This window comes from Aminobacter sp. SR38, assembly GCF_014843375.1.
Classification (GTDB): Bacteria; Pseudomonadota; Alphaproteobacteria; order Rhizobiales; family Rhizobiaceae; genus Aminobacter; species Aminobacter ciceronei.
The window spans coordinates 346,947-370,641 of the sequence record NZ_CP062113.1 but is presented as its reverse complement, the minus strand read 5'-3'; the positions used below and the strand labels follow the sequence as shown (position 1 = coordinate 370,641).

The following is a 23,695-nucleotide window of genomic DNA, read 5'->3' as shown; positions in this document are numbered from 1 at the left end:
GTGCCGTGGAGCGGCGGGTGGGCAGGCACCTTTTACAACAATGGGAGAGAGAGAATGACCTTCAGAAGTTCTGTACGCCTGCGGCTTGCATTCACGTGGTGCGTTTTGCTCGCGCTGATCGTCGCCTTGCCAGGTGGTCCGGCCTTTGCCGAGACGACGAAGGAGCGCATTCGGCGCGAAGGCAAGATCGTCATCGGTATTCACAACCGGACGCCCTGGGGCTTTCGTGATGAAGCCACCGGCGAGGCCAAGGGATGGCATCCGGATCTGTTGAGGGCCGCCTTTGCCGAACTTGGCGTCAAGGAAATCGACATCAGGGTCACCGAATTCGGCGCCCTGATCCCGGGGCTGCTCGCCGGCCGCTTCGATGCGGTGGCCTCTGGTCTCTCGATCACGCCGGAGCGCTGCCGGCAGGTTGCCTTTGGCACTCCCGATCTCAAGGTGCATGACGCAGCCATCGTGCTCACTGGTAATCCAAAACAGATCCATGGCTTTGACGATATCGTCAGCAAGCAGATCATCATGGGTGCCGGCCGCGGCAGCGTGTCGGTCAGGAATGCGACTGTCGCCGGCGTGCCGGAAAGCAACATGCTGCTGTTCCCCGACATCGAGGCCAACATCTCGGCCCTGCGCTCCGGCCGCATCGATGTGACGGTGCTGTCGTCGCCGACCGTGATCGGGCTGCTTGCCAGTGGCAAGCTCAAGGGACTGGAGAGTGCCAACCCCTTCGTGACGACAGACGAGCAGGCAACTTATGCCGCCGTCGCCTTCCGCAGCGAAGACCAGGATCTCAGGGCACTATGGGATGAAAGGCTTCTGGCGCTGACCAAGGATGGCACGGTGACCAAGGTCATGGCCAGATATGGCTTTGGCGAGACCGAGGTCGTGCCTGATACCGTCACCGTCGAGAAGCTCTGCGGTAGGGCTGGTGCCGGCAAATGACCATATTCGAGATCTGGCTCGGCATCCTGCAGGGCTTTCGCGTCACCGCTTTGGTGACGCTCTATGGCCTTGTCTTTGCCATTCCCTTCGGCCTCGTCTTTGGCGTTGCCCAGTACCTGACCACGGGCCCGGCGCGGCTCGTGGTGACATCGGTCATCGAGTTCTGGCGCAGCTCCGCCGTCATCATCCTGCTGTTCGTGTTCTATTACGCCCTGCCGCTTGCCGGACTGGCGCTGTCGGCAATGACTGTCAGTGCCATGGTGCTCGGGCTCAACATTGGCGGTTATGCCAGCCAGGCGGTGAGAGCCGGCCTGCAGGCGCTGGATCGCGGCCAGAAGGAAGCTGGCCAGGCACTGGGGCTGTCGCGTGCCACCATCCTGTTGCGCATTGAGTTGCCGCAGGCACTCGTCGCCATGAGCCCGACCTTTATCAACCAGCTTATTCAGTTGGTGAAGGCGACATCGCTTGTCTCGCTGGTGACGCTGACCGACATGACCTTCCGCGCCAAGGAGATCTCGCAGATCGAGTATGACCCGGTGCCGATCTACAGCTCGCTGCTGCTCGCCTATTTCATCGTATGCTACCCGGTCGCACTTTTCGGACGCTGGGTGGAACGGCGCATCAACCCGGCAAGGGAGGCGCGTTGTGCAGTTTGATATCGCCTTTGCGCTGTCGACTGTGCCGACCATCCTTGGCGCCATTGGCATGACGCTGCTGGTGGCAGCAGTCAGCTGCGTTGGCGCCTCGGCAGTCGGGTTCGGCCTTGAACTCGTTCGCCGCTCCGGCGGGCCGGGAGGGTTGTTCGTTCGCTTTCTGATCGACTTCATCAGGGCAACGCCGGTGCTGGTCTGGCTCTACTGCCTGTATTTCATTCTGCCGTTCTATGGCATTCGCCTTGGCGCGCTTGCCACAGGCATGATCGGGCTCAGCCTCTATTACAGCGGTTATCTCGCGGAGGTGTTCAAGGCCGGCATCGATGCCGTCCCCAAGGGCCAGGGCGAGGCCGCAAGGGCACTCGGACTCGGCAGGATGGAACTGACCGTCTTTGTCATCGCCCCGCAGATGCTGCGCAACATCGCAGCACCCATGGGCAACTACTTCGTCTCGATCCTCAAGGCGACGCCCTATCTGGCCGTGCTTGCCGTGCCGGAGATGCTGGGACGTGCCTTCGACATCGCATCCGAGACCTACCGCTATGCCGAGCCTTTGACGGTCGCCGGCCTCATCTTCCTCGGCCTCGCACTCCTCATCTCGCAAGCCATCAAACGGCTCGAGGTCAGGCTGATGGGGCCGACAGCCAGATAGCCGACCAGCCGGCATCCCAGTCGCCAGTCACGTTTACACGAAATCACACACTTAAATCGCTGCCTTCAAGCGATTGCAGAGGTACTTCATGACCCTCACAGACGACAAACCTGCCGTTCAGATCACCTCGCTCAACAAGTGGTATGGCGCTTTCCATGTGTTGAAGGAGGTCAACCTCACCATCCCAAGCGGTTCCCGCGTCGTGATCTGCGGACCCTCCGGGTCGGGCAAATCCACCTTGATCCGTTGCCTCAACGGACTTGAAGCCTACCAGCAGGGAACCGTCACACTTGGCACGGTCCGGCTGGGTGACAATGCCAGGGAGACGGCTCTCGCCCGCCGGCAGACCGGCATGGTGTTCCAGAGCTTCAATCTGTTTCCGCATCTGACTGTTCTGTCGAACTGTACCCTTGCCCTGCGGCGGGTACTTCGCATGCCGCGCAAGGAGGCCGAGAGCCTGGCGCGGCATTTCCTGGAAAAGGTCCGTATTCCCGAACAGGCCGACAAATACCCTGCGCAACTGTCAGGTGGACAGCAGCAGCGGGTGGCGATCGCGCGGGCGCTCTGCATGAACCCGCGGCTGATGCTGTTCGACGAGCCAACCTCGGCACTGGATCCCGAAATGGTCAAGGAGGTGCTCGACGTCATGACCGGGCTGGCCCAGGAAGGCATGACGATGATCTGCGTCACCCACGAGATGGGCTTTGCCCGCGAGGTTGCCGACCAGGTGGTGTTCATGGATCAGGGCAGCATTGTCGAACAGGCATCGCCGATGACGTTCTTTTCGACGCCCAGTCATCCGCGTGCCCAGTCTTTCCTCAACACGCTGCTGCATTGACGACGTGTGGGCAGATGAGAAGGGACGGACCGGTGGCGAACGACACACGCATCTGGACGGACGTTGATTTTGACAGGGACGGCAAGCAGATCAGTTCTCTGCGGTTGCCGTTTTCGAGTGACCGTTCGGCGTATGGCACCATCCCGATCCCGATCGTCTGCATCAGGAATGGTGCCGGGCCAACCGCACTCTTGATATCAGGCAATCATGGTGACGAGTATGAGGGCCAGGTCGCGCTCAGCAAGCTCGCCCGGCAGCTCGATGCCGGCGAGCTCCGTGGCCGCATCATCATCCTGCCGGCATTGAACTATCCTGCAGTCGACGCAGGCAGGCGCGTGTCGCCGCTCGATCAGGGCAACCTCAACCGCATGTTTCCCGGCGACGCCAATGGCTCACCGACTGAGATGATCGCCCACTATGTCTCAGAGGTGCTTCTGCCGCTCGCCGACATCGTCATCGATCTGCACTCCGGTGGCAGCTCGCTGCTCTATCTCCCCTGCTGCCTGATCCGTGTGGGCAAGTCCGCAGCCGAGACGGCACGGCTCGTCGAACTCATGCATGTCTTTGGCGCCCCCATCGGCTCGATCAGCGATGGTTCGGGCGGCGGCGGTGCCACGACCCTGTCGGCGACAGCCCAGGCGCTCGGCATTCCTGCCCTGACGACCGAACTGGGCGGCGGCGCGTCGCTGTCACGGGCGGGTGAAAAGCTCGCGCGCGACGGGGTACTGCGTGTGCTGAAGCATATGGGCATCCTGCCCGAGGCCATCGTCGAGCCGCCTGAAGCAACACGATCCATGCGGGTCGATGGCAGGCAGGCCTTCACCTATGCGCCGGTCAGGGGGATCTTCGAACCTGCGGTGGCGGTGGGAGACGAGGTTGAGGCAGGAGATCTTGCCGGAACAATCCATCCGATTGCAGGGCCGTCGGAGCCTGCCAGGTCAGTTCACTTCGCGCAGTCTGGCCTTGTCGCCTGCCAACGTGCTCCGGCACTGACCGAGCCCGGAGATTGCCTGTTCAAGCTTGTGGTGGACGTAGCATAGGGCCTCCCCTGGTTCACAGCTTATCATGCCGGCCGGTCGAGCTTTGCTGGCGCAGGTCGGCCTTCTGCACAGCTTCGTCACTGGCTGAAACCCTGTCGCGTCGCTTTGTTCGTCATCTGTGCGCAGCGGCGGCTACCGCCGTTCAGAGTGCTTGAGTAGTCACAGCTGGAAACTTCAAACCGAGTCCATGAATCGCCCAACCATGGACATTCGTATTGACACAAATACAGATGTTCATTACCTCTGGGCGCAATTGCAGAGCGTGCTCGGGAGGAACCATCGGATGACCATCAACGTAGCCCCTGTCGGCTTGGCGCGGGATCTTGCCGAGCGTGGCAAGTCCGGCAAGCCGATCCGCATTGGCCTGATCGGCTCGGGCGAGATGGGCACCGACATCGTGGCGCGGGTGGCGCACATGCCCGGCATCGAGGTCGGCGCGATCTCCGAGCTCAACCTGCCCAACGCGCATCGCGCCGTCGACATCGCCTATCAGGAGAAGGGTCACGCCCGCGAAGTTGCCTCCGGTTCGGCGCTGAACGAAGCCATCGAGGCCGGCAAGGTCGCGGTCACCAACGATGCTGATCTCATCCTCAACAGCGGCCTGATCGACGTCGTCATCGATGCGACGGGCGTTCCTGCCGTCGGCGCCGAGATCGGCCTGCGCGCCATGGAGCATGGCAAGCATCTGGTGATGATGAATGTCGAGGCCGACGTCACCATCGGTGCCTATCTCAAGTCAGAGGCCGACAGGCTTGGCGTCACCTATTCGCTCGGCGCCGGCGACGAGCCGTCGTCCTGCATGGAGCTGATCGAGTTCGTCTCGGCGATGGGCCACACCATCGTCGCTGCCGGCAAGGGCAAGAACAACCCGCTCAACATCGACGCGGTGCCGCACGACTATGCCGAGGAAGCGGCCCGCCGCAACATGAACGTGCGTATGCTTGTCGAGTTCGTCGACGGCTCCAAGACGATGGTCGAGATGGCGGCGATCGCCAATGCCACCGGTCTGGTGCCGGACAAGGCCGGCATGCACGGCCCGGCCGCGACCTTGCCGGAGCTCAACAAGGTGCTGGTCCCGGAGAAGGACGGCGGTGTTCTCTCCAAGGTCGGCGTCGTCGACTATTCGATCGGCAAGGGGGTTGCCCCCGGCGTGTTCGTCATCGCCGACATGTCGCATCCGCGCATCCGCGAGCGCATGGAAGATTTGAAGATGGGCCATGGCCCGTATTTCACCTTCCACCGGCCCTATCACCTGACCTCGCTCGAGGTGCCGCTGACCTGTGCCCGTGTGGTGCTTTACGGCAAGGCCGACATGGTGCCGCTGGCCAGGCCGGTGGCTGATGTCTGTGCCGTCGCCAAGAAGGATCTTGCGCCCGGCGATACGCTCGACGCCATCGGCGAATACACCTACCGCGCCTGGATCATGACGGCAGGCGAGGCCCGTGCGGCAAAAGCGATCCCTTGCGGCCTGCTGCAGGGCGGCACCGTCACCGCCCCGATCAAGAAGGGCGAGCTGATCACCACGGCCAATGCATCAGTCGCGCCAGGCTCCAAGATCGCCGAGCTGCGCGCACGACAGGACCGGCTGGTCTATGGGGCGGAGGCATAATCGTGGCCCAGCTTAAGACCAAGGACCTGCCGACGGGCGTGAACCTGCCCTTCATCTACCGGGAATACAGTGCCGAGCGGCTGAAGCAGGCCCTGCACAAGATGTATCTCATCCGCCAGTTCGAAGAGGGCGCGGAAGAATCCTACATGCGTGGCCTGATCCACGGCACGATGCACCTGTCCATCGGTCAAGAGGCGAGCGCCATGGGCATCTGCATGCCGCTCACCAATGACGACCAGATCACCTCGACGCATCGCGGCCATGGTCACTGCATTGCCAAGGGTGCTGAAGTATCGAAGATGTTCGCCGAGTTCTTTGGCAAGACGACCGGCTATTGCCGCGGCCGCGGCGGCTCGATGCACATCGCCGACGTGACCACGGGTAATCTCGGCGCCAATGGCATCGTTGGCGGCGGCATTCCGATCGCCGTGGGTGCGGCCCTCACCGCCAAGCGCCTGAACTCTGATCGAGTCGTCATCTCCTTCTTCGGCGACGGCGCCAACAATGAGGGCGCCTTCCACGAGGCGCTCAACATGGCCTCGCTGTGGAAGCTGCCGGTCATCTTCGTCTGCGAAAACAACGGCTACGGCATGTCGACCTCGATGGCGCGCTCGACCGCGGTGCCGAATGTCGCCGACCGCGCCGCCGCCTATTCGATGCCGGGTGTGATCGTCGACGGCAACGTGCTGTCCGACGTCGCCGAAGCCAGCTACGAGGCCGTTCGCCGTGCAAGGGCAGGAGAGGGGCCGACGCTGATCGAGTCCAAGACCTATCGCCATCGCGGCCACTCCAAGAGCGACCGTAACCGCTACCGGACCAAGGAAGAGATCGAGGACTGGATGACCAACCGCGATCCCATCGTCCGCTATGAGAATGAACTGATGGAATTCGGCATCATCGACCAGGCAGGTATCGAGGCCATCCGCGAGGCGGTCGCCAAGGAGATTGCCGACGGCATCGAGTTTGCCAAGGCGAGCCCGTCGCCCGAGATCCGCAATCTCGAACGCTACGTCTACACGGAGACTGTGTGATGGATCAGGCCGTGCGCGAGCTGAGCTATGCCCAGGCGATCCAGGAAGCCATGGCGATTGCCATGGAGACCGATGAACGCGTCGTCCTGATGGGCGAGGACATCGGCGTCTATGGCGGCGCCTTCCAGGTGACGGGCGACCTTGTCGAGCGTTTTGGCGCCGACCGTGTCATCGATACGCCGATCTCGGAACTTGGTGGCGCCGGCGTTGCCGTAGGTGCCGCCGTGACAGGCCTCCGGCCTATCTTCGAGTTCCAGTTCTCCGACTTCGCCACGCTCGCCATGGAGCAGATCGTCAACCAGGCCGCCAAGATGCGCTACATGCTCGGCGGCGCGGTGTCGGTGCCCGTGGTCATGCGCTTTCCGGCAGGGTCGGGCACGGGTGCTGCAGCCCAGCACAGCCAGAGCCTCGAAGCTTGGCTCGGCCATGTGCCCGGCTTGAAGGTCATACAGCCGGCGACGCCACACGACGCCAAGGGCATGCTGCTCGCGGCCGTTGCCGATCCGGATCCGGTGATGATCTTCGAGCACAAGCTGCTCTACAAGACCAAGGGTCCGGTGCCCGAGGGTTACTACACCGTGCCGATCGGCAAGGCCGAGATCCGCCGCGAGGGCCGCGACCTGACCATCGTCGCCACCTCGATCATGGTGCACAAGGCGCTGGAAGCCGCCAAGACGCTCGAAGCCGAAGGCATCGACGTCGAGGTCGTCGACCTGCGCACCATCAGGCCGATGGACAAGGAAACCGTCATCGAGAGTGTCAAGAAGACGTCGCGCCTGCTCTGCGTCTATGAAGGCGTGAAGACCCTTGGCGTTGGAGCTGAAGTCAGCGCCATGATCGCCGAGAGCGAGGCCTTCGACTTCCTCGATGCGCCGATCGTCCGCCTCGGCGGCGCCGAGACGCCGATCCCCTACAATCCGGAACTGGAAAAGGCGACCGTGCCGCAAGTGCCCGACATCCTGGCCGCCGCGCGCAGCCTCGCCACGGGGAGCCGCTAGACCATGCCGGTCGAAGTAATTCTGCCCAAGGTCGACATGGACATGGCGACCGGGCGCATCTCGCGCTGGTATGTCGACGAAGGTGCTGCGGTCAAGAAGGGCGACCTGCTGTTCGAGATCGAGACCGACAAGGCGGCGATGGAAATCGACGCCCCAGCCTCGGGCACCATCCGCGACATTACAGGCAAGGAAGGTATAGACATCCCGGTCGGCGAAGCCGTTGCCTGGATCTACGCCGAGGGCGAAGCCGGCAAGCCGGCCAAGGACGCAGCAGCCGAAGCCAAGCCTGTGCAGGATTTGGTTCCTGCTGCGCCGGCTGCCGCGGCAGCGATCGCCCCGGTGTCTCCGGCAGAGCTCGCCCGGGTGAAGACCGTCGCCCCGTCCATGTCATTGAACGGCACGCGCGCCACGCCGCTCGCACGCCGTCTCGCGGCGGAAGCCGGGCTCGCGCTCGACACCATCGCAGGATCCGGCCCCAAGGGCCGCATCATGCGCAAGGACGTCGAAAGCGCCATGACGGCGCCTAAGCTTGAGGCGAAAGCCGCGCTTTGGCCCGACCGGATCATTTCCAGGCCGCCGGCATCCTCCCAGCCGCGGCCGGCGCCACAGCGGTCCGCTGGCGCGGCACCGCTGAACTTTGCCTGGCTGCGACAGGGTGAAGGGCGTTCGATCGTTCTGATCCACGGCTTCGGGGCCGACCTCAACAGCTGGCGGCCGATGCTGGCGGCCGGTCCGGTCGATGCACCGCTGCTGGCGCTCGACCTGCCCGGACATGGCGGCTCGCCGCGCCAGACACCTGCCGACCTCGACGCCATCGCTGCGGATGTCGAGGCGACGCTGGCATCGCTTGGCCTTGGCCCGATCCTGCTTGTCGGCCATTCCTTCGGTGGAGCCGTGGCGGCAACCGTTGCCGCGCGCGGCCATGCCGATGTCCGTGCACTGGCGCTGATCGCGCCGGCCGGCCTCGGCCCCGAGATCAACGGTGCCTTCCTGCAGGGTTTCGTGCGGGCAAAGAGCGAGGCAAGCCTGATGCCATGGCTTCGCCAACTGGTATCAGACGAGCAGGTTCTATCAAAGCCTTTCGTCAACGCCACGCTGGCGCAGGCGGGCGACAGCGAACTGCGTGCTGCACAAGGCGTGATATCGGACCGCTTCTTCGCTGATGGCACCCAGACCTTCGACATCAGGGGGCTGTTGGCAGCCTTGCGCATTCCGGTTCGTGTCATTGTCGGCGCCAACGACCGGATCATCCCGGCAAGTCAGTCGCAGGGGTTGCCCGGCGAAATTGCGCTGCATGTCTTCCAGGCCACCGGCCACATGCCGCAGGTCGAGCGGCGTGAGCAGGTGCTCAGGATCCTCCTGGAGATGGCGCGGGCCTAATGCTTTCGAGATCCCCACGCGACGTATGTGGGGATTTTGTATGCGACTGGATCAGCTCTCAAAGTCGCCAAACGTGTTCTGCAGCCGGGTCAGCAGGTCGACACGTTCGCCGACCTCGTCGCCAAGCAGCACGATGATGTTGCTGAGCATCAGGTCCATCACCGCGACGATTGTTGCCGAGCCGTCCCAGAGCGGACCGTGCGAACCGGGCACGACGAGGCAGATGTCTGACACCTCCGGCCCCCAGGGGCAGAACTCGTCGGTCAGCAGAACGACCTTCACGCCCATGCGCCGCGCTTCCATGGCAAGTGGGCGCGCCTTGGCGGCAAAGCGCCTGACGTCGTGCAGGAACAGCACACGGCCTTCGACCGAGCCATCGAGCAGTTCGGAATAGGTGCCGTTCAGGCCGTCTACGAACTGCACACGCGGGCGCGTGTAGGACAGCTGGCTGGCGAAATATTGGGCGATGCCGCGGACATTCTGGTAGGCGGCGACATAGACCTCGCTTGCCGAAACCAGCGCGTCGATCGTCTGCTGCCACTCGGGAGCCGCCGTCAGCTCATAGATCCGTCCAAGATTGTCGATCTGCTGCTGGATGAGCCCGGCAAGCAGCTTGCCCTCGCGGATGTCCTTCCGGAAACGGTCGACCGGGCCCTTGACCTGCCAGGCAGGGTTGGAACTGCCGCGCCGCAACTCATGCTTCAACTGGTCGAGGCCGTCGAAGCCCATGCGGCGGAGGTAGCGGCCGACGGTCATCGGCGACAGTTCGAGACGGGTGGCAATGGATCGCGCCGTCTCGAACGGGATTTCCGCCAGGTTGCGCTCGATGTAGTTGGCGATCAGCTTGTCGGATTTCGACCGCCTCAGCTCCTCGCCTTGCACGAGCTTCAGGATTCGCTGCGCCATGTCCTCTCCGGCCAACCGCCTTTCAGGCAGCTATTGGGCTGTCTTCACCTTGGTCCAGACCCGGTCAAGCTGGCGCAGGCCAGGTCCCAGATCCTCGAAAATCTGCAGCCGCTGCATCGTTTCGGGCGAAGGATTGATCTCCTTGCTATTCTTGATGTTGTCGGGGGTCAATTGCCGCGCCGGGACGTTCGCGGTGCCGTTGGTCTGCTGGGAAACATTGAGCGCGGCGACCTCCGGACGGGTGTAGAACTGCATGAATTTGAGCGCGTTTTCTTTGTTGGGCGCGGTCTTGAGGACGCAGATGTCCTCCTGGTACATGGTGGCACCTTCTTCCGGGATGACATAGCCGAGGTCGGCAGTGTTGCCGAACACGTCGACCATGGCGCCCACGAAGAAATGCCCCGCTGCGACGTCGCCCGACTGCACCATCGGGCGCGTGTCATAGGTGAAGGCGGCGACATCGGGCTTCATCGCGATGATCGTGTCGGCGGCCTGCTGCAGTTCGTTGGGGTCGGTCGAGTTGACCTTGTTGCCGTTGAGGATGAGACCGACTGCGAGCACCTCGCGCATGTCGTCGAGCAGGGTGAATTTGAGGCCCTTGGCCTCGACCGTGGCGATCAGGTCCTTCCAGCCGGTGATGTCCTTGCCGAGGATCTTGCGGTTGTAGAAGATGCCGACCGAGCCGAATGCGTAGGGCAGGCAGTACTCGCCCTTGGGGTCACTCTTGGCGCGCATGAAGGCCGGGTCGATGTTCTTGAAGCCTTCATAGGTGTTGATGTCGGTCTTCTCGAGCAGGTCGAGCTTGGCCATGATGTCTTGCATGTGCACCGACGGGAAGACGATGTCGTAGCCGGTGGCGCCGCCCTGGATTTTCGCCAGCATCTCTTCGTTCGAGGAGTAGGTCGACAGGTTGACCTTGATCTGGGTTTCGTCCTCGAATTTCTTCAGCACCGCCGGATTGATGTATTCGCCCCAGTTGTAGATGTTGAGCTCGGCAGCGCTGGCCGGCGCGATCGTCGTCATGGCGGCCGCAATCGATAGTGCGGCGACTTGCGCCAGCAGGCTTCGCCTGGTCGGGCGGGCGCCCGCGAGGGCATGGTTCATGATCCTCATCGAATTCTCCTCTGTGTGGTTATCTGCCCAGGCCGGCTTCGCGTGTTCCGGCTCCGGCTTCTGGTGGCCGTTGACTTGGATGATCAAATGGTATCCAAATCTCGAAATCGCACAAGAGTTATTTGAATAACAATTCGGGGAACGACAGATGCGAGATTCCATTGTCCGGCTGGAGGGAGCGGCAAAGACCTTCCCCACGCCGGAAGGTCAAAGCGTGGTCGCGCTCGACAAGATCGACCTCGATGTCGATCGCAACGAGTTCCTGACGCTTCTCGGCCCTTCGGGTTGCGGCAAGACGACCTTGCTGCAGGCGATCAGCGGTTTTGTCGAGCTCGATGCCGGCCGCATTCTGATCGACGGTGTCGACTTGACGACACGGCCGCCCTATCGCCGGCCCGTCAACACCGTCTTCCAGAACTATGCGCTGTTTCCGCACATGACCGTCGGCGAGAATACGGGCTACGCGCTTGAGGTTGCGGGCGTCTCCAAATCTGAACGCCACAAGCAGGTCGCGGCTGCACTCGACATGGTCGGCCTCTCCGGCATGGAGGGCCGCTGGCCACGCCAGCTTTCCGGCGGCCAGCAGCAGCGCGTGGCGCTCGCCCGTGCCATCATTGCCCGGCCAAAGCTGTTGCTTCTCGACGAGCCGCTGTCGGCACTGGACAAGAACCTGCGCCAGTCGATGCAGATCGAGCTGAAGACGCTGCAAAGCGAGCTCGGCATCTCGTTCATCTTCGTCACGCACGACCAGCAGGAATCGTTGACCATGTCGGATCGCGTCGCCGTTCTGTCAGGCGGACGCATCCAACAGCTCGATACCCCGCGCAACATCTATGACCGGCCGGCAAACAGTTTCGTCGCCACCTTCGTCGGCGCCAGCAATCTCTTCGAAGGCCAACTGGACAACGGATGGTTGCTGACCGGCGATGGCCTCGCGATCCGCCACCAGCCGTCGCTTGGGAAAGTGTCAGGCAAGGCCAAGGCGTTGATCCGCCCCGAACAGTTCTTCATTACGGGGGAGGGACGGGACTATCCTTTCCTCGACGTCGAGGTCGAGCAGATCGTCTTCGTCGGCTCGTCATTCGAGCTGTTCGGCCACACGGCCGAGGGTCGCAAGGTCGTTGCCGAAATCCCGGCCGGCCGGCGCAGCTTTATCGGCAAGGTCGAACAGGCACGGAAAGCGCGGTTGTCCTACGATCCTTCCGCTGTCCATCTCATCAGGTGCGACGCCGATGGCATCTGAGATGTCTCTCGCCGGTCGCCGCCGCGTTCAGCTGGCGCTGCTGCTCGCCCCGGTGACGCTGTTCCTAGCTGTCTTTTTCCTGGGCCCGCTGGCGATCATGATCGTCACCAGCTTTCTCGCCCCCGGCCTCTATGGGGGCGTGGAGTGGACCTACTATCCGCATAATTATGGCCGCATCCTCGGTTTCGCCGACCCGGCATTCGAGGTCTTCGACCCGGTCTACCTCTCGATCTTCCTGCGCTCGCTCAAGATCGCGGCCTTCACCGTCATCGCCACCATGGTCGTCTGTTATCCCGCAGCCTTCTGCATTGCGCGGCTGTCTGAGCGCTGGAGGAATTTCTGCCTCTTCCTGATCACACTGCCGTTCTTCACCAGCCTGATCGTGCGGCTGTTCATCTGGGTGCTCATCCTACGCCAGACGGGCATCGTCAACGAAGCGTTGCTTGCGACGGGCCTTATCGCCCGACCGCTCGAGCTCATCTACACCGACGGCGCGATCGTGCTCGGCATGGTCTACATCTTCATCCCGTTCATGTTCATGCCGATCTATGCCAGCGTCGAAAAGCTCGACTGGACGCTGGTACGCGCGTCGCTCGACCTCGGCGCGGGCCCGGTCCGGACTTTTGTCCGCATCATCCTGCCGCTGACCGCGCCTGGCATTGCCGGTGGTGCCATCATCGTCTTCATCCCGGCGCTTGGGAACTTCGTCGTTCCTGCTGTTCTTGGTGGCGCCAAGGTGATGATGCTGGGAAATCTCATCGAGCAGCAGTTCCTGTCTGCCCGCAACTGGCCCTTCGGGTCGGCCCTGGCGATGATGGTGATGAGCGTGATGCTGGTGCTGCTCTTCATCCATGTCGTCGCGTCCGGTCGCCGCGGCGCTGACGCCACAAATTGAGGGGCTGCAGATGAAGATTGCCCGCTTTCTCTTCCGCGGTGGGCTGATTGCCTACACCATGCTGTTCTTCGCCTTCATCTACATCCCCCTGGTGCTGATCGCCGTCTACTCGTTCAACTCCAATCCCGTGAACATGATGACGTGGAGCGGCTTCACCACCGAGTGGTACGCTCAGGTCCTCGGCTTCAAGACGACGATCTCGGAGAATGCCCTTTACATCGAATCGACCGACCAACTCGTCCAGGCGGTCTGGAACAGCCTGATCATCGCGACCTCCACCACCATAATCGCGACCGTGTTCGGGACCGCCATCGCCATTGCGCTCTACCGCTTCGCCTTCTTCGGCAAACGTTTCTATCGCACTGTGATGTTCATGCCGATGCTGATGCCCGACATCGTGCTCGGCATCGCCTTGCTGATCTTCTTCGTCAATTCGGGGATCACGCTCGGCCTGAAAACGATCATCATCGGCCAGTGCACCTTCCTGATCTCCTATGTCTTCATCGTCGTGTCGGCGCGTCTTGCCGGCATGGACCGCACGCTCGAAAACGCCTCCGCCGATCTCGGCGCCAACGAGTGGGTGACATTCCGCAAGGTTGTGTTCCCGCAGTTGCTGCCAGGCATCATCGGCGGCGCGCTGCTTGCCTTCATCATTTCGATGGACGACCTGGTGATCACCTACTTCATCGCCGGCGTCGATGTGACGACGCTGCCGATGTTCATCTTCGCCATGCTTCGCCGCGGCATCAAACCCGAGATCAATGCGATTGCGGTGATGATGCTCACCTTCTCCTTCGTCGTGGCCTCGCTTGGCCTCTACCTGCGCTCCCGGCAGAAATGATCCTGATGACCAAACCCAAATCTCCCGCCACCAAAGCCCGGGCCCGCGACCTCGGCCTGCCGTTTCCGGGCCGGCCCGGCCCGTTTAATGCCATCACCGATGTCGAGGGCATTGGCGTCGGGTTCAGGACAATTTTCGAAGATGTACCGAGGCCCGGCCGCAAGCGCCCGGTGCGCACCGGCGTGACCGCTATCCTGCCGCATGCGGCTTCGCCGACGCCCGTCCCGGTTTATGCAGGTGTGCACCGCTTCAATGGCAACGGGGAGATGACCGGCACGCACTGGATCGAGGATGGCGGCTACTTCCTCGGTCCTGTCGTCATCACCAATACCCATGCCGTCGGCATGGCCCACCACGCGACCGTGAAATGGATGCTGGAGCGCTATGCCTCGACCTATGACACCGACAACTTCCTCTGGATCATGCCTGTCATTGCAGAGACCTATGACGGCGTGCTGAACGACATCAACGGCCTGCCATTGACCGAAGCGGACGTCAGGGCCGCCCTAGACAGCCTGTCATCGGGGACGGTCCAGGAAGGCAACTGTGGCGGCGGCACCGGTATGGTCACCTATGGTTTCAAGGGTGGGACCGGCACGTCGTCGCGTATCGTCGAATTCGGCGGCCGCGAGCACAGGATCGGAACGCTGGTCCAGGCCAACCATGGCCAGCGTGACTGGCTGACGATCAGGGGCGTGCCCGTCGGCGAGCACATGCGCGACGGCACGCCCCAGAGCCAGCTCGCCGAACGCGGGTCGATCATCGTCGTCGTCGCCACCGACCTGCCGATGGCGCCGCATCAGCTGCAGCGGCTGGCGCGCCGCGCCGCCATCGGCATCGGCCGTGGCGGCACACCAGGGGGCAACAATTCAGGCGACATCTTCCTGGCCTTCTCGACCGCCAACTCGCAACCCATGGCCCACCATGCGCCGGCCAGGCTGAACCTCGAAATCGTCAATGACGAGAAGCTGGATCAGGTCTATGCCGCGACCGTCGACAGCGTGGAGGAAGCCGTGGTCAATGCGATGCTGGCGGCCGAGGACGCCGGCGGCACCGCCTTCGATCGTTTCCGCATCCAGGCGATGCCGCATGACCAGCTGGTCGCGGTGATGCGCGACCATGCCCGCATCAAGTAGCGGCAACAACGGGAAAGGTGGTTTGTCGTCAGACGAAGCCGCGCTTGAGCAGCTCGGCCGAGATCTCGTCCCAGCTGGCGCAGACGGCTGATGCGCCCGCCGCCATAAGCTCCGGACCGTGGCCGTCATGGGTGTGGCCGCCGCCGACGTAGCCGATGGCCGTCATGCCGGCAGCGACAGCGCCCTGCACGCCGTAGCGCGAGTCCTCGATGACCACCGAGCGCTCGGGCGCAAAACCCATCTTCTCGGCGGCAAAGAGGAAGATGTCGGGCGCCGGTTTGCCGTTCTTGACCATCGACGAACTGAAGATCGATGGACCGAAATAATGCGCGAGGCCGGTGACGTCGAGGCTGTGGTTGATGCGCTCGACCGACGAGGACGAGGCGACGCAACGGGCGGCTTCGAGCTTCGACAGGAAGGCGGCGATGTCGAGCGTCGAGGCCAGCTGCTCGGTGAACAGCGCCTTGGTCTCGCCCCAGATATCGTCGGTGGCGTCGTCGGGCAGCAAATGGCCGGTGAGCTGGTGGATCTTGGCGATGATGTCGGCCTGCTTCATGCCGACGCAATGCGAGATGACCTCTGCCTCGATCTCGAGGCCGTTCCTGGCATAGGCGCGCACATAGGCAAGGGCGGCCAGCGGTTCGCTGTCGACCAGCACGCCGTCGCAATCGAAAATCACCAGGCTGTCTTTGGGCAAGTCGAACTCCAGGAAGCTTTGCGGCGCACAGGCCGTCGTTTGTCGAAAGCAGGCTGCTGCGGTCGCGCCGCGTTGCAGCCGCGATGGTGGAAGATCTAGTTCCGGCCGATCGCTTCGGGTCGTGGCGACGCCTGCAGCGCACGCTGCATGGCGCTGCGCTCTTCCGGCAGGTCGGGCGCGAGCCAGTTGGGTTCGGCGCCGAGGAAGCGGTCGAGATAGGCAACGGCATAGCTCGGCATCTCGGCCGTATTCTCCTTGTAGGACCACCAGGTCCTGAGGTCGTCGGCGCATGCGTCGAGGGCAGGGGCTTCGCCAAACTCCTGCTCGAACAGCACGGCAATCGAGCAGACGCAGAAGTTGGTGTAGACGAAGCCCTCCGGCCAGAACCTTACGATGTCGGGAATGGCCTGCGCCGGTGTCGACGCGTCGGGAGGACGCGCATCGTCGATCCGCACCGGCGCCTGCCTGATCAGCTCCTTGAGGGCGAGGCCGGCGGCGTAGACGATGAAGTCGGCGCGGTCGAGCTGTGCATATGATTTTTGGGCGTTTACGATCTCGACCCAGTCGAGGAAGATGCGCGTCAGTTTCTTCTCGTCGATGTCGAAGCGGATGCCATAGCGGGCGGTGATGGCACGCGCGCTGTTGCGGAAGGTCGTGCGGAACCAGCGCAACTGCCTGAGCCTGTGACGGAGGTCGGGCACCAGCGCCAGTTCGTTCTTGAAGATCAGGTCCATCGTCGCAGTGCTCCTGCCCTGTCCGAAGATACCACCGGCAGGCAAAATGCCAAATGCCGCTGTGGATCGGAACCACCGTGCGGGGTGTCCAAAGTTATACATATTGACATTCATAAAGACAAATGTTCTTTGATTGATATGTGAGCGGCTCAGCATGTCGTCGCTCCGGAGGACTTCGGGAGGAAGAGCCTTATGGCAATCTGGCAGTGGGGACTGCTGCTTCTGGGCGTCGTCTGGGCGCTGCAGTCGCTCGGCGTGTGGATCCAGATGCGGCACTACGCCGATGTCTTCAAGGGCATCACGGCGAAGTACCAGGATGGCTATGTCGGCGCCGGCAATTGCCGCGGCCGTCTGGGCAAGGGAACGATCGCGCTGATCGTGGTCACGCCGGACCTCAAGGTCCAGCGGCTGCTGACCATGACCGGGCGCTCCGTCTTCGCCAAATTCAAGCGTCATGAAAACCTGGAGGGAATTTCCCTCGATCAACTCCGGTCCAATCCCGCTGTACTGGGAGAGGGGGAAGCCGGTGTGGCGGAAGCCGTGAAGAAGGCTGTCGAACAAGTCGACCGCGCACGGCTCGAGCCAAAGGGGCCCGGCCTCGCCGGCCTCAAGCCAGTGGGTATGTAGGGACGGCACCTTTCGGGCGCGGTCCCTAGGGTGAGGATATCAAGGAGGAGAAATGTCAGTCCTATCTATGTTGGCGCAGCACGCCGACATGGCCGTCCAGAACCTGCATGTCGCGGGTTCAATGGCCACGGATGCTGCAATTCACGGCAAGCTCGCCGTCAAGGGAGCGACGAACGATCTCGTCGTGCTCGCCCAGGCGAGCGGCGACTTGACCGTCGAGCAGTTCAAGGAAAAGCTCAACACCGTTGCTCAGGAGGAACAGCTCGGCTGGCTCACCAGCATCGGCAAATACTTTATCGGCATCTTCCAGAAGGGCGGTGAGGTCTTCGCCGGTTTCGTCACCGGCATCATCCCGACGCTCGTCGTGCTGATGACTGCCTTCTACGCGCTGACCGAGCTCGTCGGCGAGGAGAGGGTTCACGGCATCGCCCGTGGCGCCGGGCGCATCGCGTTGACCCGCTACACCGTTTTGCCGCTGATCTCGGTGTTCTTCCTGACCAACCCGATGGCCTACACCTTCGGCTCTTTCCTGGAAGAAAAGCACAAGCCCGCCTTCTATGACGCGGCCGTGTCCTACGTGCATCCACCCCTCGGCCTGTTCCCGCACATCAATCCGGGCGAATACTTCGTCTGGGGCGGCATCCTCGTGGCTCTGCTCGAGCTTGAGAAGAAGGGCGTTGTTCCCGGCGGCTATCACATCCAGGTGGCCATCTGGTACGCCATCGTCGGCCTCGTCGTCATCCTGCTCAAGGGCATGCTGACCGAGCGCATCACCGCCATCATGGCACGCCGACAGGGCGTCGAGCTGTAAGGGCGGGGAGGGGCACATGGCCAAGTCTTACAAGGCAGTCAAGATTTCCCGCGGCAAGAGCGGCTGGGGCGGTCCCCTGGTCGTCCAGCCGACGGACCAGCGCAACAAGGTCGTCTCCGTCACCGGCGGCGGCATCCACCCTGTCGCTGCCCGCATCGCCGAGATGACCGGTGCTGAAGCCGTGGATGGCTTCAAGTCGCCGCCGGTCGAAGGCGAGATGGCGGTGGTGGTCGTCGATTGTGGCGGCACCGCGCGTTGCGGGGTGTATCCGCGCAAACGCATCCCCACCGTCAACCTCACCCCGGTGGGACAGGCGGGCCCGCTCGCCCAGTTCATCACCGAAGACATCTACGTGTCGGGCGTCAAGGAAAGCGACATCACCATGGCCGACGGTTCGGAAGCCGTGACATCGGCAAGCTCTGCCTCCAACGCGAACAACGCCTCGTTCGCGACGGCGACAAACACCACCGCCCCCGCAGCGTCCAACGACGGCGGGTTCATCAACCTCGTCGCCAGCATCGGCCGCGTCATGGGGCGTGTCGTCGGTATCTTCTTCAATGCCGGCCGCCGCACCATCGACCAGGTCGTCCGCAACGTGCTGCCGTTCATGGCGTTCGTGACGATGCTGATCGGCCTGATCCTCTATACCGGCATTGGCGACGTGCTCGCCCAGCCGATGGGGCCGCTGGCCAACAACATCGTTGGCCTGCTGGTCATCTCGGCCATCTGCGGCCTGCCGTTCCTGTCGCCCATCCTCGGGCCAGGCGCGGTCATCGCCCAGGTCATCGGCGTGGCGATCATCGGCCCGCAGATCGCCAACGGCACGATCTCGCCGGCAATGGCGCTTCCGGCACTGTTTGCCTACAACACCCAGGTCGGTTGCGACTTCGTGCCGGTCGGCCTGGCGCTCGGCGAGGCCAAGCCCAAGACCATCGAGATCGGCGTTCCCGCCGTTCTGATCAGCCGCCAGATCATGGGCCCGGTCTCGGTGCTCATCGCCTGGGCGGTCAGCCTGGTCGTATTCTAAGATCCTTGCCCGGCGGCGCTTGTCGTCGCCGGGCATTTCATCGGCCGGCCAAGCCGGCAAAACAGGTACGCCCGGACAGCATTCCAGCCCGGGCCCAGAAAAAGGCTTCGATCATGTCGGTTCATCTCAAGACGCTCATAACGGCAATCGGACCGGAAGTGGCAGAGCTGGCCGAAGGCGGCGTGCTGATCCTGTTCGCCGACGGTGCTCCGCCTGAACTGGCCGAGGTGTCGGTGCTGCATAAGGCTGAAGTCGGGCCGAGCGACGCGGCCCCAGTCGTCGGCGCCGCCATTGCCATCGGCGAACTCGAGGGCACCATCACCGCCATGGGCGACAGTGCCTGGAACAAGGTGCGCGAGATCGGCCACGTGGTCATCAATTTCAACGGCGCCGATGCCGCCGAGCGGCCGGGCGAAATCTGCGCCTCGGTGGTCGAGGGCGAAGTGCTCGTCGGAGCTCTCAAGGCCGGCGCAGCCATTACCATCGGCCGCTGATTGCCGCGCGTTACGCCGCTATACTGACCTGGAACAAGAGACCTGCCTATGGAACGCTCGACGATCGTCAGAGTGCATGAAGGGTTGCATGCCCGGCCCGCCACCCGTTTCGTCAAGCTCGCCAAGAGCTTCGAAAGCGAGGTCGAGATCATCAAGGACGGCAAGTCGGCCAGCGCCAAGAGCGCGGTCAAGCTGATGCTGCTCGCCGTCAAGGAAAACGACGAAGTCACGATCCGCACCAAAGGTGCTGACGAGATCGAGGCAGTGGAAGCGCTGGTCGGCTATCTCGAGAACCCGCTCGCCGGTCTGGCCGAGGAACAGGCGCCGGGCGAGCCTGATGCCGCCGCCGCCGCGGGCGTGACGCTCAAGATCGAACCGACCAAGCCCGCGGCATTCGAGGAAGAGATATCAGGCGCCCTGAAGGGTGTGGCTGCCAGCGAGGGCTATGCCGTCGGCACCGCCTTCGCCCACTTCCCGCCCGAGATCAAGCCGGAGCGCCGCACGCTTTCGGTTGGCGACATCAACGCCGAACTCGTTCGCTTCGCCGAGGCTGTCGAGGCCGTGCAGGCGCGCATGAACGCCTCGCTGGCATCGGACACGCTGTCGGCAAATGATCGTGGCATCATCGCCGCGCTGCGCGACATAGCCGCTGACGACGAGCTGCGCGACGAAGTGGTCGCCACCATCAACACCGGCAGCGACGCGGTCACCTCGGTCATCGGCGCCGCCGCCAAGATTTCGGCCCAGTTCGGCCAGGTCGACGATCCTTATCTCAACGCCCGCGCCGATGACGTTCAGGCGGTCGGTCGCCAGATCTGCCTGGCGCTGCTCGGCCAGGCCGACATCAGCCTCGACGACATTCCCGAGAGCGCGATCCTGATCGCCGAGGACATCGGCGCCTGGGACCTGGCACGCGCACCGCTGAAGCGCATCGGCGGCATCGTCTGCGGCCATGGCGGAGCTACATCCCACATCGCCATCATCGCCCGCGCCCATGGCATTCCGGCGGTTCTCGGCATGGGCGCGCAGGTGCATGACCTCGCCAAGGCACGCGAGATCGCGCTCGATGGTCATCGCGGTCATGTCGTGGCCGATCCCGAGGGCCCGGTGCTCGACCGCTTCCGCACCCGCATCGACGAGGCCGCACGCGAGCGTGAAGCGCTGAAGGCATTCCGCGACACCACCCCGCGCCGTGCCGACGGCACGGTCATCGAAGTGGCCGCCAATATCGGCTCACTCGAAGAGATCGACGCCGCCCGCGAAGCGGGTGCGATGGGCGTCGGCCTGTTCCGTACCGAACTGCTGTTCATGCGTCACATGCACCTGCCTTCGGAAGACATGCAGGCCGAGACCTATGCGGCTCTTGCCAAGGCCTTTGCGCCTTATCCTGTTATCGTGCGCACGCTCGACATCGGCGGCGACAAACCGATTTCGGGTATCGAGTTCCCTCAGGAGGAGAACCCGTTCCTCGGCTGGCGCGGCATTCGCATGTGCCTCGATCGGCCGGACATCTTCAAGCCGCAGCTGCGAGCGCTGTTGCGCGCAGCCGTCCATGGCAACGTCAAGGTGATGCTGCCGATGGTCGCCGACGTGTCGGAAGTGCGCGCGACGCGTGCGCTGATCGAAACCTGCAAGGCCGAACTTGCGGCGGAGAAGGTAACCTTCGGCGAATTTCAGCTTGGCGTCATGATCGAGACGCCGGCTGCGGTTCTGATCGCGCCGGCGCTGGCGAAAGAAGTCGCCTTCTTCTCTATCGGCACCAACGACCTGACCCAATACATCATGGCCGCCGATCGACTGAACCCGACGGTCGCCAAGCTCAACGACGTGACCAATGTCGCTGTCATGTCGGCGATCGAGATGACGGCAAGGGCAGGGGTAGCGGCGGGCATCATGGTCGGCATGTGCGGCGAGGCCGCCGGGCGGCCGGACCTGATCCCAGAGTTCCTGCGCATGGGCTTGACCGAGCTCTCGATGAGCCCGGCCTCGATCCAGCGTGCCAAGAAGCGGATAGCCGAGCTCGGCGCCTAGCCGGCTCAGGGCAGATGCGCGAGCAGCACCCGGAAGATGGCGCCAAGCTCGTTGGCCGGGTTGGCACCGTCGAGTGCGCGCAAGATGCGCTCGCGGCGCGCGTCGACCGCCATGCCGGTGGCTTCCAGCAGGTCGGCGTCGCTCATACCCGATGGCGACAACGTCAAGATGGCCGCGGCAAGCACCATGGGCGCAAGCGGCACGAGAGCACGGACCATAGCCTCGTCGCCAGACAGGGGCTGGCAGGCAAGCAGTTCGACAAACGTTGCGGCGGCAACGGCAGCGACAGCTTCAAGCCGGCTCTCCGGGCTCGCCATGTGCATGGCGGTGAGCAAACCGCCATGCTTCTTGCGGACGGCCAGATGCGCCTGGCTGAAACCTGCTTCGTGAAGCGGCAATCCATCGCCGACTGCCTTTCGTGGCATGGCCTTGAAAGCTGCATAAAGGTCGCGGCGGAACAAGCGCTCGCCCTCGACCGTGGCCGAGCGCCCGGTGGCGAAATAGGTGTCGAAGCCATGCAGCCGGGCGCCGTCACCGGTGCGCACCATCGGCAGCAGCGTGCGCGACACCGTCTCGGCGACGGTCAGCGTGTCATCGACAACGCTTGCAGCGCGACCCAGCAGGCGCTCGATTTCACGTGGCGGGGCAAACGGCTCGGCCATTTGTGGCCGGCGCGGTCCGCCGGGATTGTCGTGGCGGCTGGAGCGGACGAGATGGCGCATGTCGCGAAGGCGATCCTTGATGTTGACGACAACATCTTCCGAAAGACTTCTCAGCATCTTGCGCATTCCCTGCTGCCGTGGCGGCTCCGTGACGAAGCCGCAGCCTCGGGGCATTGCAGCACTGTTTTGCGCGGGGTGCAAATCGATCGCGACACCTCGCCGCTTGACCTTGCCGCGGTTCCTTGAAAAGTGATGTGAACTGAAACGGGGGGGGCGGCGTGAGCAAAGGTGTCAAAGGGTCGGGTGGAAAATCGCGTACCGCCGAGACACCTCAGGATGTCGAGGGGTCCCCCACCGACAGCCGGGCTGACCGGCTGCGGGTCCGCGCCGCGTGGATGTACTTCATCGAACAGATGACCCAGAACGACATCGCCGAGGTTCTCGGCGTCGGCCGCGTCACCGTGGTGCGCATGCTGGCCGAGGCGCGCCTGCGCAACGAGATCAAGATCGCCATCGAAGGTGACCTGTCCGACATCGTCCGCCAGGAGCGGGCGCTGGAGCAGAAGTTCGGCGTCCAGCGGGCGATCGTCGCACCGCTCTCCGGGGAGGGCGCTGATCCGATCCCGACGATTGGAGCGGCAACCGGCGCTTATCTATCCGAGGCGATGAAGTCGGGCATGTCCGTCGGCGTCGGCTGGGGCCGCACGCTGACCGGCACCTTGCCCTACATCAGCGGCAAACCACTCAGTGATTTCCGCGTCATCTCGCTGCTCGGCGGCGTCGGCGTCGCGCGCCGTACCAACCCGGCCGAATTCGCCTGGCGCTTCGCCCAGGCCTTCCAGGGCGACGGTTATCTCATTCCGGCGCCTGCCGTCGTCGACAGCATCGAGACCAAGCGTGCGCTGATCGAGCGCTGCGGCCTGTCCGAAGTATTTGCGCTGGCCGATTCGCTTGATGCGGTGCTGGTCAGCGTCGGCGACATCGCTTCGGCCTCGACCTTTTATCGCGGCGGCTTCCTGACCGAGGCCGAGCGCGAAAAGCTGGCTGCCAAGGGCGCGGTAGGCGATCTTCTGTTCCATTTCTTCGACCGCGCCGGCAAGCTTGTCGACCATCCCATCAACCAGCTCGGCATGTCGGTCGATGTCGACCGCATCCTGCGTGCGCCGCTGCGCATCCTGACTTCGGGTGGCTCAGACAAGATCGACGCGCTGCTCGGCGCCATGAAGCTGGTCAAGCCGACGGTGCTGATCACCGATGAACACAGCGCAAGACGGATGATCGAAGCGCCCTGAGCTACAAATGCCTGCCGTGCTTGTCATCCCCCGGTGTGGCCTG

24 protein-coding genes are annotated in these 23,695 nt (G+C 63.4%); 19 read left to right on the top strand and 5 right to left on the bottom strand.

What is annotated here, in order from left to right:
- Positions 1 to 54: 54 nt before the first annotated feature.
- The 9 genes from ehuB to IG197_RS29575 all read left to right on the top strand — a co-directional run bounded on the left by ehuB (position 55) and on the right by IG197_RS29575 (position 9,143).
- Entirely contained in the window at positions 55 to 942 is an 888-nt protein-coding gene (gene ehuB / locus IG197_RS29615) for an ectoine/hydroxyectoine ABC transporter substrate-binding protein EhuB (RefSeq protein ID WP_192320135.1), read from the top strand.
- Positions 939 to 1,598, top strand: coding sequence for an amino acid ABC transporter permease (locus IG197_RS29610; RefSeq protein WP_192320133.1), 660 nt, complete (start codon positions 939 to 941; stop codon positions 1,596 to 1,598). The genes ehuB and IG197_RS29610 overlap by 4 nt, the downstream gene beginning before the upstream one ends.
- Entirely contained in the window at positions 1,588 to 2,247 is a 660-nt protein-coding gene (locus IG197_RS29605) for an amino acid ABC transporter permease (protein ID WP_192320131.1), read from the top strand. Before IG197_RS29610 ends, IG197_RS29605 begins: the two co-directional genes overlap by 11 nt.
- An 88-nt stretch (positions 2,248 to 2,335) precedes the next feature.
- Complete coding sequence (locus tag IG197_RS29600) at positions 2,336 to 3,085, top strand: amino acid ABC transporter ATP-binding protein (protein WP_192320129.1); 750 nt, start codon at positions 2,336 to 2,338, stop codon at positions 3,083 to 3,085.
- A 32-nt stretch (positions 3,086 to 3,117) separates the two neighbouring features.
- On the top strand, positions 3,118 to 4,125 hold the full coding sequence (locus IG197_RS29595; protein WP_246765443.1) for a succinylglutamate desuccinylase/aspartoacylase family protein: 1,008 nt from the start codon (positions 3,118 to 3,120) through the stop codon (positions 4,123 to 4,125).
- Positions 4,126 to 4,408: 283 nt separating this feature from the next.
- Positions 4,409 to 5,734: an NAD(P)H-dependent oxidoreductase gene (locus IG197_RS29590; protein WP_192320125.1), complete on the top strand. Its 1,326-nt coding sequence runs from the start codon at positions 4,409 to 4,411 to the stop codon at positions 5,732 to 5,734.
- Positions 5,735 to 5,736: 2 nt separating this feature from the next.
- Positions 5,737 to 6,765: a thiamine pyrophosphate-dependent dehydrogenase E1 component subunit alpha gene (locus tag IG197_RS29585; RefSeq protein ID WP_192320123.1), complete on the top strand. Its 1,029-nt coding sequence runs from the start codon at positions 5,737 to 5,739 to the stop codon at positions 6,763 to 6,765.
- Positions 6,765 to 7,763: an alpha-ketoacid dehydrogenase subunit beta gene (locus IG197_RS29580; RefSeq protein WP_192320122.1), complete on the top strand. Its 999-nt coding sequence runs from the start codon at positions 6,765 to 6,767 to the stop codon at positions 7,761 to 7,763. The genes IG197_RS29585 and IG197_RS29580 overlap by 1 nt, the downstream gene beginning before the upstream one ends.
- 3 nt (positions 7,764 to 7,766) lie before the next feature.
- Positions 7,767 to 9,143 carry an acetoin dehydrogenase dihydrolipoyllysine-residue acetyltransferase subunit gene (locus IG197_RS29575; protein ID WP_192320120.1) on the top strand — a complete coding sequence of 459 codons (1,377 nt, stop codon included), beginning with the start codon at positions 7,767 to 7,769 and terminating at the stop codon, positions 9,141 to 9,143.
- A gap of 51 nt (positions 9,144 to 9,194) precedes the next feature.
- On the opposite strand, the gene IG197_RS29570 is transcribed toward IG197_RS29575, so the two are convergent.
- Both IG197_RS29570 and IG197_RS29565 read right to left on the bottom strand, forming a co-directional pair.
- Positions 9,195 to 10,049: a MurR/RpiR family transcriptional regulator gene (locus IG197_RS29570; protein ID WP_192320118.1), complete on the bottom strand. Its 855-nt coding sequence runs from the start codon at positions 10,047 to 10,049 to the stop codon at positions 9,195 to 9,197.
- A 30-nt stretch (positions 10,050 to 10,079) separates the two neighbouring features.
- Positions 10,080 to 11,072, bottom strand: a complete 993-nt coding sequence (locus IG197_RS29565; RefSeq protein WP_371746587.1) for a spermidine/putrescine ABC transporter substrate-binding protein — start codon at positions 11,070 to 11,072, stop codon at positions 10,080 to 10,082.
- A gap of 238 nt (positions 11,073 to 11,310) precedes the next feature.
- Between IG197_RS29565 and IG197_RS29560 the strand changes: the two genes are divergently transcribed.
- From IG197_RS29560 to IG197_RS29545, 4 genes are read left to right on the top strand one after another with little or no spacing between them, the layout of a single operon-like run.
- Positions 11,311 to 12,405, top strand: coding sequence for an ABC transporter ATP-binding protein (locus IG197_RS29560; protein ID WP_192320116.1), 1,095 nt, complete (start codon positions 11,311 to 11,313; stop codon positions 12,403 to 12,405).
- Between the two features lies 1 nt (position 12,406).
- Complete coding sequence (locus tag IG197_RS29555; protein WP_192320681.1) at positions 12,407 to 13,300, top strand: ABC transporter permease; 894 nt, start codon at positions 12,407 to 12,409, stop codon at positions 13,298 to 13,300.
- Between the two features lie 10 nt (positions 13,301 to 13,310).
- The gene (locus IG197_RS29550; protein WP_192320115.1) at positions 13,311 to 14,141 is read left to right on the top strand and encodes an ABC transporter permease; all 831 of its coding nucleotides are present in this window, start codon (positions 13,311 to 13,313) and stop codon (positions 14,139 to 14,141) included.
- A 5-nt stretch (positions 14,142 to 14,146) separates the two neighbouring features.
- Entirely contained in the window at positions 14,147 to 15,277 is a 1,131-nt protein-coding gene (locus IG197_RS29545; RefSeq protein ID WP_192320113.1) for a P1 family peptidase, read from the top strand.
- 28 nt (positions 15,278 to 15,305) lie between these two features.
- Here the strand turns inward: IG197_RS29545 and IG197_RS29540 are convergent, their stop codons facing one another.
- Positions 15,306 to 15,974, bottom strand: a complete 669-nt coding sequence (locus tag IG197_RS29540) for an HAD family phosphatase (RefSeq protein WP_192320111.1) — start codon at positions 15,972 to 15,974, stop codon at positions 15,306 to 15,308.
- A 95-nt stretch (positions 15,975 to 16,069) separates the two neighbouring features.
- Complete coding sequence (locus IG197_RS29535) at positions 16,070 to 16,708, bottom strand: hypothetical protein (protein ID WP_192320110.1); 639 nt, start codon at positions 16,706 to 16,708, stop codon at positions 16,070 to 16,072.
- Positions 16,709 to 16,900: 192 nt separating this feature from the next.
- On the opposite strand from IG197_RS29535, the gene IG197_RS29530 reads away from it, so the two are divergent.
- The 5 genes from IG197_RS29530 (at position 16,901) to ptsP (ending at position 21,698) form a co-directional block, all read left to right on the top strand.
- Positions 16,901 to 17,335, top strand: a complete 435-nt coding sequence (locus IG197_RS29530; protein ID WP_067968240.1) for a transcriptional regulator GutM — start codon at positions 16,901 to 16,903, stop codon at positions 17,333 to 17,335.
- 52 nt (positions 17,336 to 17,387) lie between these two features.
- Positions 17,388 to 18,146: a PTS glucitol/sorbitol transporter subunit IIC gene (locus IG197_RS29525; RefSeq protein WP_154384397.1), complete on the top strand. Its 759-nt coding sequence runs from the start codon at positions 17,388 to 17,390 to the stop codon at positions 18,144 to 18,146.
- 16 nt (positions 18,147 to 18,162) lie between these two features.
- Positions 18,163 to 19,173 carry a PTS glucitol/sorbitol transporter subunit IIB gene (locus tag IG197_RS29520; protein ID WP_192320108.1) on the top strand — a complete coding sequence of 337 codons (1,011 nt, stop codon included), beginning with the start codon at positions 18,163 to 18,165 and terminating at the stop codon, positions 19,171 to 19,173.
- 113 nt (positions 19,174 to 19,286) lie between these two features.
- Positions 19,287 to 19,667 (top strand): PTS glucitol/sorbitol transporter subunit IIA, encoded by a 381-nt coding sequence (locus tag IG197_RS29515; RefSeq protein ID WP_067968250.1) that lies wholly within the window; start codon positions 19,287 to 19,289, stop codon positions 19,665 to 19,667.
- Between the two features lie 48 nt (positions 19,668 to 19,715).
- Complete coding sequence (ptsP, locus tag IG197_RS29510; protein WP_192320106.1) at positions 19,716 to 21,698, top strand: phosphoenolpyruvate--protein phosphotransferase; 1,983 nt, start codon at positions 19,716 to 19,718, stop codon at positions 21,696 to 21,698.
- 5 nt (positions 21,699 to 21,703) lie between these two features.
- On the opposite strand, the gene IG197_RS29505 is transcribed toward ptsP, so the two are convergent.
- Positions 21,704 to 22,477 (bottom strand): hypothetical protein, encoded by a 774-nt coding sequence (locus IG197_RS29505; protein ID WP_192320104.1) that lies wholly within the window; start codon positions 22,475 to 22,477, stop codon positions 21,704 to 21,706.
- A 161-nt stretch (positions 22,478 to 22,638) separates the two neighbouring features.
- Between IG197_RS29505 and IG197_RS29500 the strand changes: the two genes are divergently transcribed.
- Positions 22,639 to 23,652, top strand: coding sequence for a sugar-binding transcriptional regulator (locus tag IG197_RS29500; protein WP_246765442.1), 1,014 nt, complete (start codon positions 22,639 to 22,641; stop codon positions 23,650 to 23,652).
- Positions 23,653 to 23,695 lie beyond the last annotated feature (43 nt).

Bases quoted from the DNA above. Each gene is read 5' to 3' on its own strand.
- ehuB (WP_192320135.1), top strand. From the start codon at position 55: ATGACCTTCAGAAGTTCTGTACGCCTGCGGCTTGCATTCACGTGGTGC.
- IG197_RS29610 (WP_192320133.1), top strand. From the start codon at position 939: ATGACCATATTCGAGATCTGGCTCGGCATCCTGCAGGGCTTTCGCGTC.
- IG197_RS29600 (WP_192320129.1), top strand. From the start codon at position 2,336: ATGACCCTCACAGACGACAAACCTGCCGTTCAGATCACCTCGCTCAAC.
- IG197_RS29590 (WP_192320125.1), top strand. From the start codon at position 4,409: ATGACCATCAACGTAGCCCCTGTCGGCTTGGCGCGGGATCTTGCCGAG.
- IG197_RS29580 (WP_192320122.1), top strand. From the start codon at position 6,765: ATGGATCAGGCCGTGCGCGAGCTGAGCTATGCCCAGGCGATCCAGGAA.
- IG197_RS29575 (WP_192320120.1), top strand. From the start codon at position 7,767: ATGCCGGTCGAAGTAATTCTGCCCAAGGTCGACATGGACATGGCGACC.
- IG197_RS29570 (WP_192320118.1), bottom strand. From the start codon at position 10,049: ATGGCGCAGCGAATCCTGAAGCTCGTGCAAGGCGAGGAGCTGAGGCGG.
- IG197_RS29565 (WP_371746587.1), bottom strand. From the start codon at position 11,072: ATGACGACGATCGCGCCGGCCAGCGCTGCCGAGCTCAACATCTACAAC.
- IG197_RS29560 (WP_192320116.1), top strand. From the start codon at position 11,311: ATGCGAGATTCCATTGTCCGGCTGGAGGGAGCGGCAAAGACCTTCCCC.
- IG197_RS29555 (WP_192320681.1), top strand. From the start codon at position 12,407: ATGTCTCTCGCCGGTCGCCGCCGCGTTCAGCTGGCGCTGCTGCTCGCC.
- IG197_RS29550 (WP_192320115.1), top strand. From the start codon at position 13,311: ATGAAGATTGCCCGCTTTCTCTTCCGCGGTGGGCTGATTGCCTACACC.
- IG197_RS29545 (WP_192320113.1), top strand. From the start codon at position 14,147: ATGACCAAACCCAAATCTCCCGCCACCAAAGCCCGGGCCCGCGACCTC.
- IG197_RS29535 (WP_192320110.1), bottom strand. From the start codon at position 16,708: ATGGACCTGATCTTCAAGAACGAACTGGCGCTGGTGCCCGACCTCCGT.
- IG197_RS29530 (WP_067968240.1), top strand. From the start codon at position 16,901: ATGGCAATCTGGCAGTGGGGACTGCTGCTTCTGGGCGTCGTCTGGGCG.
- IG197_RS29525 (WP_154384397.1), top strand. From the start codon at position 17,388: ATGTCAGTCCTATCTATGTTGGCGCAGCACGCCGACATGGCCGTCCAG.
- IG197_RS29520 (WP_192320108.1), top strand. From the start codon at position 18,163: ATGGCCAAGTCTTACAAGGCAGTCAAGATTTCCCGCGGCAAGAGCGGC.
- IG197_RS29515 (WP_067968250.1), top strand. From the start codon at position 19,287: ATGTCGGTTCATCTCAAGACGCTCATAACGGCAATCGGACCGGAAGTG.
- ptsP (WP_192320106.1), top strand. From the start codon at position 19,716: ATGGAACGCTCGACGATCGTCAGAGTGCATGAAGGGTTGCATGCCCGG.
- IG197_RS29505 (WP_192320104.1), bottom strand. From the start codon at position 22,477: ATGCTGAGAAGTCTTTCGGAAGATGTTGTCGTCAACATCAAGGATCGC.